Below are 6070 nucleotides of genomic sequence, written 5' to 3'. Positions count from 1 at the left end.
CTGCGGCACATCCCGTACCCGGTGCACGTGCGCTTCGCCGACTGGTTGGCCGCCGGGGGGCGTCAGGTGGCGGCGCGCTGGATGGCGCCGGTGCAGGCGTTTCGCGCGTCGCTTGGCTTGCCCCCGACCGCGAACCCGATGTTCGAGGGCATGCATTCGCCGTACGCCGTGCTCGCGCTGTATTCGCAGGTGTTCGGTGGGCCGTATCCCGACTATCCGCGCCAGGTGACCATCACCGGACAACTGCGCCACGACCATGCACACGGCGCGGCGCTGCCGCCCGCGTTGCAGGCGTTTCTCGACGAGGGCGAACCGCCGGTGGTGTTCACGCTCGGCACGTCGGCGGTGGAGGTCGCCGGGCGGTTCTGGGACGAGAGCATCACGGCGGTCACGGCGCTGGGCGTGCGCGGTGTCGTGCTCGCGGGGCGCGAGGCGGCCCCGCGGCTGGCACAGCAGGCCCCACGTGAAGTGCTGGTGCTGGAGAGCGCGCCGCACTCGCAGCTCTTCCCACGCGCCGCGGCGGTGGTGCATCAGTGCGGGATGGGGACGCTCGGCACGGCGCTCGCGGCTGGCGTGCCACAGCTGGCCGTGCCGTACGCCAACGACCAGCCGGACAATGCGTGGCGTCTCGAACGGCTCGGCGTGGCGCGCACCCTGTACCCGTCTCGCTACCGCGCTGGCCGTGTGGTCACCGAACTGCGTGCGTTGCTTGGCGAGGCGCGCTACGGCCGCCGCGCCGCGGAGATCGCCGATGTGGTGAATGCCGAGGATGGGGTTCGTGCCGCCTGTGACGCGATCGAGCGGGTCCTCGCGGCGAAAAACGCGGATCAACGATTCTGACCCCTTGATCGCTCCTTGTTCGGGATAGGTTTCGACATGGCCAACTGGTGGCAGCGTCTGACCGGGAAGGTGTCGGGGGGGTCCCGCCACGCGCTGCACGGCATTGCCGTGGAGTTGCACAACACGCGCGAGGACATCGCCGACGAGGTGGTGCTCGCCCGGCTCGGGGACGCGCTCGATCTGCTGGCGGCTTACGCTCCGCGCCGATTGTGGCATCTCCAGCGCGACGTGCGCGGTATCCGCGTGGAGCGATTTCCCACGCGTGGGGCGTTTTTGCCCGCTGAGCGCGTGATTCTCACCGAACTCACCTTTCTGGCACGGCGCGACATCACGGCGGCACCGGTGGCGTCGAGCATTCTGCACGAGGGGGTGCATGCCCGGGTGCACGCGTTTCGGGCCCACGTGATGGGCGGATGGCCGCGGCAGCCTGATATGGCCCGTGAGGAGCGGCTGTGTCGCAGGGCCGAGCTCGCGTTCGGGATGTCCCTCCCGCCGGCGCTGGGCGAGCCGGTGGTGGCCCGGGCCCGTGAGTCGCTGGCCCTCGCCGATGCCGAGGTGGCGCCCGCGGTGGACTGGCAGCTCGCACGCCAGCGACAGGACGCGGTGGATCGGGGCGCCTCCTGACATGCCGCTCCACAATCTGGAAGGCCGTACCGGAGAGGTGGTCGGGACCGCTAGCGTTCGGCGGGCACAGCGCGTTTTATCAGGGTGTTCCACGATTCCTACCAAGAGCACATGAGCAAATCAGCTTCGATCAGCTTCCGGCATGTGGCGGCACTGGCGGTCGGCGGTGTCCTGCTGGCGGGGTGCGCCACGTCCGGCCTGGCGCGTGATCCGCGCTTCCAGACTGGGGAGGCCGGCGCGATTGCCCGGGCGCGTGCCGACAGCGTGCGGTACCCGTACACGAAGGCCGACGTGGACTTCATGACCGGGATGATCCACCATCACGCGCAGGCCATCTACATCTCGCGCTGGGCGGAATCGCACGGGGCCGACGCCGCGGTGCAGCGCCTGACGGCGCGCATCATCAACGCGCAGAACGACGAAATCACCCTCATGCAGACGTGGCTCAAGGACCGTCTGCAGGTGGTGCCGGTGGTGGACACGACCGGCAAGGTGACCATGCCGGCCGCCGCCGGGGGCGCGCACGACATGCATGCGCACATGGGGCACGACATGTCGGCCATGGGCGGCATGATGATGCCGGGCATGCTGAGCGACGCGCAGCTCAAGGAGCTCGATGCGGCGCGCAGTGCGGACTTCGACCGCCTGTTCCTCACCTTCATGATCCTGCATCACCGCGGCGCGGTGACGATGGTGAAGGACCTGTTCAAGAGCGACGGCGCGGGGCAGGACGAAACCGTGTTCAAGTTCGCGAACGACGTGGAAGTCGATCAGAGCACGGAGATCAAGCGGATGTACACGATGATGCTGGAGAGGGGGTGGCTCCCGCCGGGCTGATGGCGGCGAGTCGGCACCAACCTCCGCACCTGCCACAGCAGACGGCAGACGGCAGTCACTACAGCTCGCAGACGGGAGTCACCACGCGCACTTTCCTGCGACCTTTTTTGCTCACTTCCTTCCTCCCTTCCTTCCTCCCCAACCAACGCATGAGCCTCTCCATTTCACGCGTCATCTTCACGGGCGCCGCGCTGACGCTCGCGGCGTGCGCGCCGGCGAAGAAGCCGCAGACGGCGGCCAACCCGGCGGCCGATCCGCGTAATGACCTCAAGGCCGGTCTGTTCGACGCGGGTGAGTTCACGTCGAACATGAAGGTCGTGGGCAAGGCCGTGTCGCCCAACGGCTTCCTCGGCATCACCAACTCCGACCTCGCGTTCACGGGCAACTACGTCATCCAGGGCAACTACAACGGCCCGGTGGTGTGGGACATCAGTAACCCGTCGAGCCCGCAGCTCGTGGTGGCGTACGAGTGCCCCGCGTCGCAGAACGACGTGAGCGTGTACAAGAACCTCATGTTCATGTCGGCCGAGGCGCAGAACGGCCGCATCGACTGCAAGCCGGGTGGCGTGCGTGAGGCGGTGAGCAAGGAGCGCATGCGTGGCGTGCGCGTCTTCGACATCAGCAACATCAAGGAGCCCAAGCTCGTCGCCAACGTGCAGACGTGCCGCGGCTCGCACACGCATACGGTGCTCGAAGATCCGAAGGATCGCGAGAACATCTACATCTACGTCTCGGGCTCGTCGGGCATCCGTCCGAGCACGGAACTCGACGGGTGCGCGGGCGATCTGTCCGCGAGCGATCCGAACTCGTCGCGTTTGCGCATCGAGATCATCAAGGTCCCGCTCGCCGATCCGAGCAAGGCGGCGGTCGTGGGGCGTGCGAACATTTTCGCCGGCCTCGAAGCCCCGCCGCAGCACGGTCTGTCGGACGCCGACAAGGCCGCCGCGGCGCAGCAGATCGCGACGGCTCGTGCCTCTGGTGCGTTCATCGCAAAGAACCCGCAGAGCGGCATGGACATGGTGGCGCCGGCGCAGATGGTGCGCCCGCTGCTCGACAGTCTGGCCAAGGCCCGTGGAGCGAGCGCGCCCAACGGCGCCGATAGCGCGGCGGCTCGTTCGCTCGTGCAGACGGCGGTGAACCGCATGTTCGCGAACGCCGCGCCCGGCGGTCGCCGCGGCGTGGAAGGCTCGCAGTGCCACGACATCACGGTGTACCCGTCGCTCGGCCTGGCCGGCGGTGCGTGCGAAGGACACGGCCTGCTGATCGACATCAGCAATCCGGCCAACCCGGTGCGCCTCGATGCGGCGGCCGACAGCAACTTCGCCTACTGGCACTCGGCCACGTTCAACAACGATGGCACGGCCATGCTGTTCAGCGACGAATGGGGCGGCGGTGGCGCGCCCAAGTGCCGCGCCGGCGACAAGCCGGAGTGGGGCGCCAACGCGATCTTCGACATCGTCGCCGACGCGTCGGGCAAGAAGAAGCTCAAGTTCCGCAGCTACTACAAGATCCCGACGTACCAGAGCTCGAACGAGAACTGCGTGGCCCACAATGGCTCGCTGATCCCGATCCCCGGCCGTGACATCATGGTGCAGGCCTGGTATCAGGGCGGCATCTCGGTGTTCGACTGGACGGACACGCAGAACGCGAAGGAAATCGCCAGCTTCGATCGCGGCCCGGTGGACGGGTCGCGCATGGTGATGGGTGGCTCGTGGTCGGTGTACTGGTACAACGGCCAGATCGTGAGCTCGGAAATCGCCCGCGGCATGGACGTGGTGCAGCTCACCCCCAGCGAGCACATCTCGCAGAACGAGATCGATGCCGCGAACACGGTGAAGTGGGACCAGCTCAACGCGCAGGGGCAGCCGAAGATTTCGTGGCCGCCCAGCTTCCCGCTGGCCAAGGCCTTCACTGACCAGCTGGAGCGGAAGGGGTGCGCGGCGGGCGCGGTGAGCGCGCTGCGTACGCAGATCGCGGCGGCCGAGAAGGCGAACGGGGCGGCCCGGAACACGGCACTCGACGCGGCGGTGAGCGCGGCCGAGGGCGCCCGCGGCTGCGACGCGAAGAAGACCGACCTGCTCAAGAAGGCGCTGCAGGATCTCCGCGCCCCGGCGATGTAAGTCGGTTTGGCACCTGGTTATGCGAACGGCGCGCTCCCAGACGGGAGCGCGCCGTTTCGTTTCGGCGAACTCTGAAGGCAATACGGCAATCCATTCACAGCAATCAAGGTCGAATCATTTCCGGGCACCCGACGACCACAACCTGTTCGACGGGCATCACAAGGCCGTCAAAGGCTCCGCGGCCGATAAAAACGTGGAGAATTGACGGCTGATTAATGGCCGGCGATGGCTATCTGGGCACGACGCGGACTTCGCGCGCCGCGTATCGCTTCGGTATCACGCGCTGACGCACGCCTGTTGAGGCCGCTGGGTGTCATCTCTTCGTCATCTCGTCGTTCGAAAAACACCGTTTTTGCGTCATCTGGAGCGGTTTTTTACGGAATTCTGAATTTTTCGCTATTGACGCGGGTCGCATACTGCAGACGTCATCGACCGCTGCCACCAACTTCTCGAGTCAGCAGGATGGGAATTCGCGATCACGTGCCGCACATGGTGTATGGGCCTCGCAAATCGATGGAGACGCCCGCCACCCAAACCGATCGTCGCGATCGCGTCCGGGGCTGTCTGCTCGGTGGCGCCGTGGGCGATGTGCTCGGCGCACCCGTTGAGTATCGCAACAGCAAGGACATCTTCGCCGATCACGGTCCCAATGGACTGCGGGACTTCGTGCCACTCCATGGCACCCTCGGCGCGATCACCGACGACACGCAGGTGATGCTGTTTGCGTCGGAAGCGCTGTTGCGGGCCCGGGTGCTGTCGTACGGCTATCGCACCTTCCATCCGCCGACGCTCATGCGGAATGCGCTGCGGCGCTGGTTCATGACGCAACGTATGAACGGCCCGCTCCCTGATCATCTCGACACGGCGCGGGGATGGCTCCTCGACGTGCCGGGGCTGTGGGCGCAGCGTCACCCCGACAAGGTGACCGTCATCGCGCTCCGTAAATCCGGGTTGGGCACACCCGAGGAAGCGATCACCGATTCGTCCGGATCGGGGGGCATGGCCCGCTGTGCCCCGGCTGGCATGTTCTATCAGGATGATCCCTACCGCCTGGGGTGCGAGCTCATGGCCGTCACCCATGGCCATCCGCACGGCGTGGTGGCCGGTGGCTACATGGGGTCAATCATCGGTCAGTTGATGCACGGCACGTCCATCCAGGAGGCGGTGGAGGCCACCATCGCCCGTGGCATGTACGCGCTGGGGCAGAACGCGGTGCAGGAGACCGTGCGCTACGCCGTGGAGCGTGCCGGTCAGGTCCGCTTCGCCGGCATCAATCCCACGTGGTACGATCTCGAGCACATCGGGGACGGCAAGCTCGCGCAGGACGCGCTCGCCCTCGCGCTCTATTGCGCCCTGTCGCATCCGGAGCCCACGCAGGAGAGCTTCGAGCGCGCCGTGGCGCTGGCGGTCAATCACTCGGGATGCAGTTCCACCGTCGGCGCGCTCACCGGGCAGATCCTCGGTACCATGCATGGCGTATCGGTAATTCCGCCGCGTTGGCTCGCGCAGCTGGAGCTGCGCGACGTCATCGAGGAGATGGCCGAAGATCTGGCCACGGGCCACAGCACCGGGCCAGAATGGAAGCGACGCTACCCGCCGATGTAAGCGCGTTCGTGGCGCCCCCTGCGCGCCACGGGGGCGGTTGACAT

At 66.9% G+C, this 6070-nt stretch carries 5 protein-coding genes; all 5 read left to right on the top strand.

Translation table 11 applies throughout. The annotated features are described in order from the left end of the window. On the top strand, positions 1-840 hold an 840-nt coding region (locus tag ACIQ6O_RS11440; protein ID WP_396207919.1), incomplete at its 5' end, for a glycosyltransferase. 36 nt (positions 841-876) lie between these two features. Beyond that, complete coding sequence (locus tag ACIQ6O_RS11435; RefSeq protein ID WP_396207918.1) at positions 877-1464, top strand: hypothetical protein; 588 nt, start codon at positions 877-879, stop codon at positions 1462-1464. 111 nt (positions 1465-1575) lie between these two features. Further along, positions 1576-2301, top strand: coding sequence for a DUF305 domain-containing protein (locus ACIQ6O_RS11430; RefSeq protein ID WP_396207917.1), 726 nt, complete (start codon positions 1576-1578; stop codon positions 2299-2301). Positions 2302-2450: 149 nt separating this feature from the next. Next, complete coding sequence (locus ACIQ6O_RS11425; protein ID WP_396207916.1) at positions 2451-4421, top strand: LVIVD repeat-containing protein; 1971 nt, start codon at positions 2451-2453, stop codon at positions 4419-4421. Positions 4422-4883: 462 nt separating this feature from the next. Next, positions 4884-6026, top strand: a complete 1143-nt coding sequence (locus ACIQ6O_RS11420; RefSeq protein ID WP_396207915.1) for an ADP-ribosylglycohydrolase family protein — start codon at positions 4884-4886, stop codon at positions 6024-6026. The last annotated feature ends 44 nt before the right edge of the window (positions 6027-6070 follow it).

This window comes from Gemmatimonas sp., assembly GCF_044345575.1.
Lineage (GTDB): Bacteria > Gemmatimonadota > Gemmatimonadetes > Gemmatimonadales > Gemmatimonadaceae > Gemmatimonas.
Note: the sequence above shows the minus strand (reverse complement) of the source record. Positions and strands in the feature narration are given on the sequence as shown.

What these genes read in the sequence shown, in the direction of transcription:
- ACIQ6O_RS11435 (WP_396207918.1), top strand. Translation starts at nt 877, where the DNA reads ATGGCCAACTGGTGGCAGCGTCTGACCGGGAAGGTGTCGGGGGGGTCC.
- ACIQ6O_RS11430 (WP_396207917.1), top strand. Translation starts at nt 1,576, where the DNA reads ATGAGCAAATCAGCTTCGATCAGCTTCCGGCATGTGGCGGCACTGGCG.
- ACIQ6O_RS11425 (WP_396207916.1), top strand. Translation starts at nt 2,451, where the DNA reads ATGAGCCTCTCCATTTCACGCGTCATCTTCACGGGCGCCGCGCTGACG.
- ACIQ6O_RS11420 (WP_396207915.1), top strand. Translation starts at nt 4,884, where the DNA reads ATGGGAATTCGCGATCACGTGCCGCACATGGTGTATGGGCCTCGCAAA.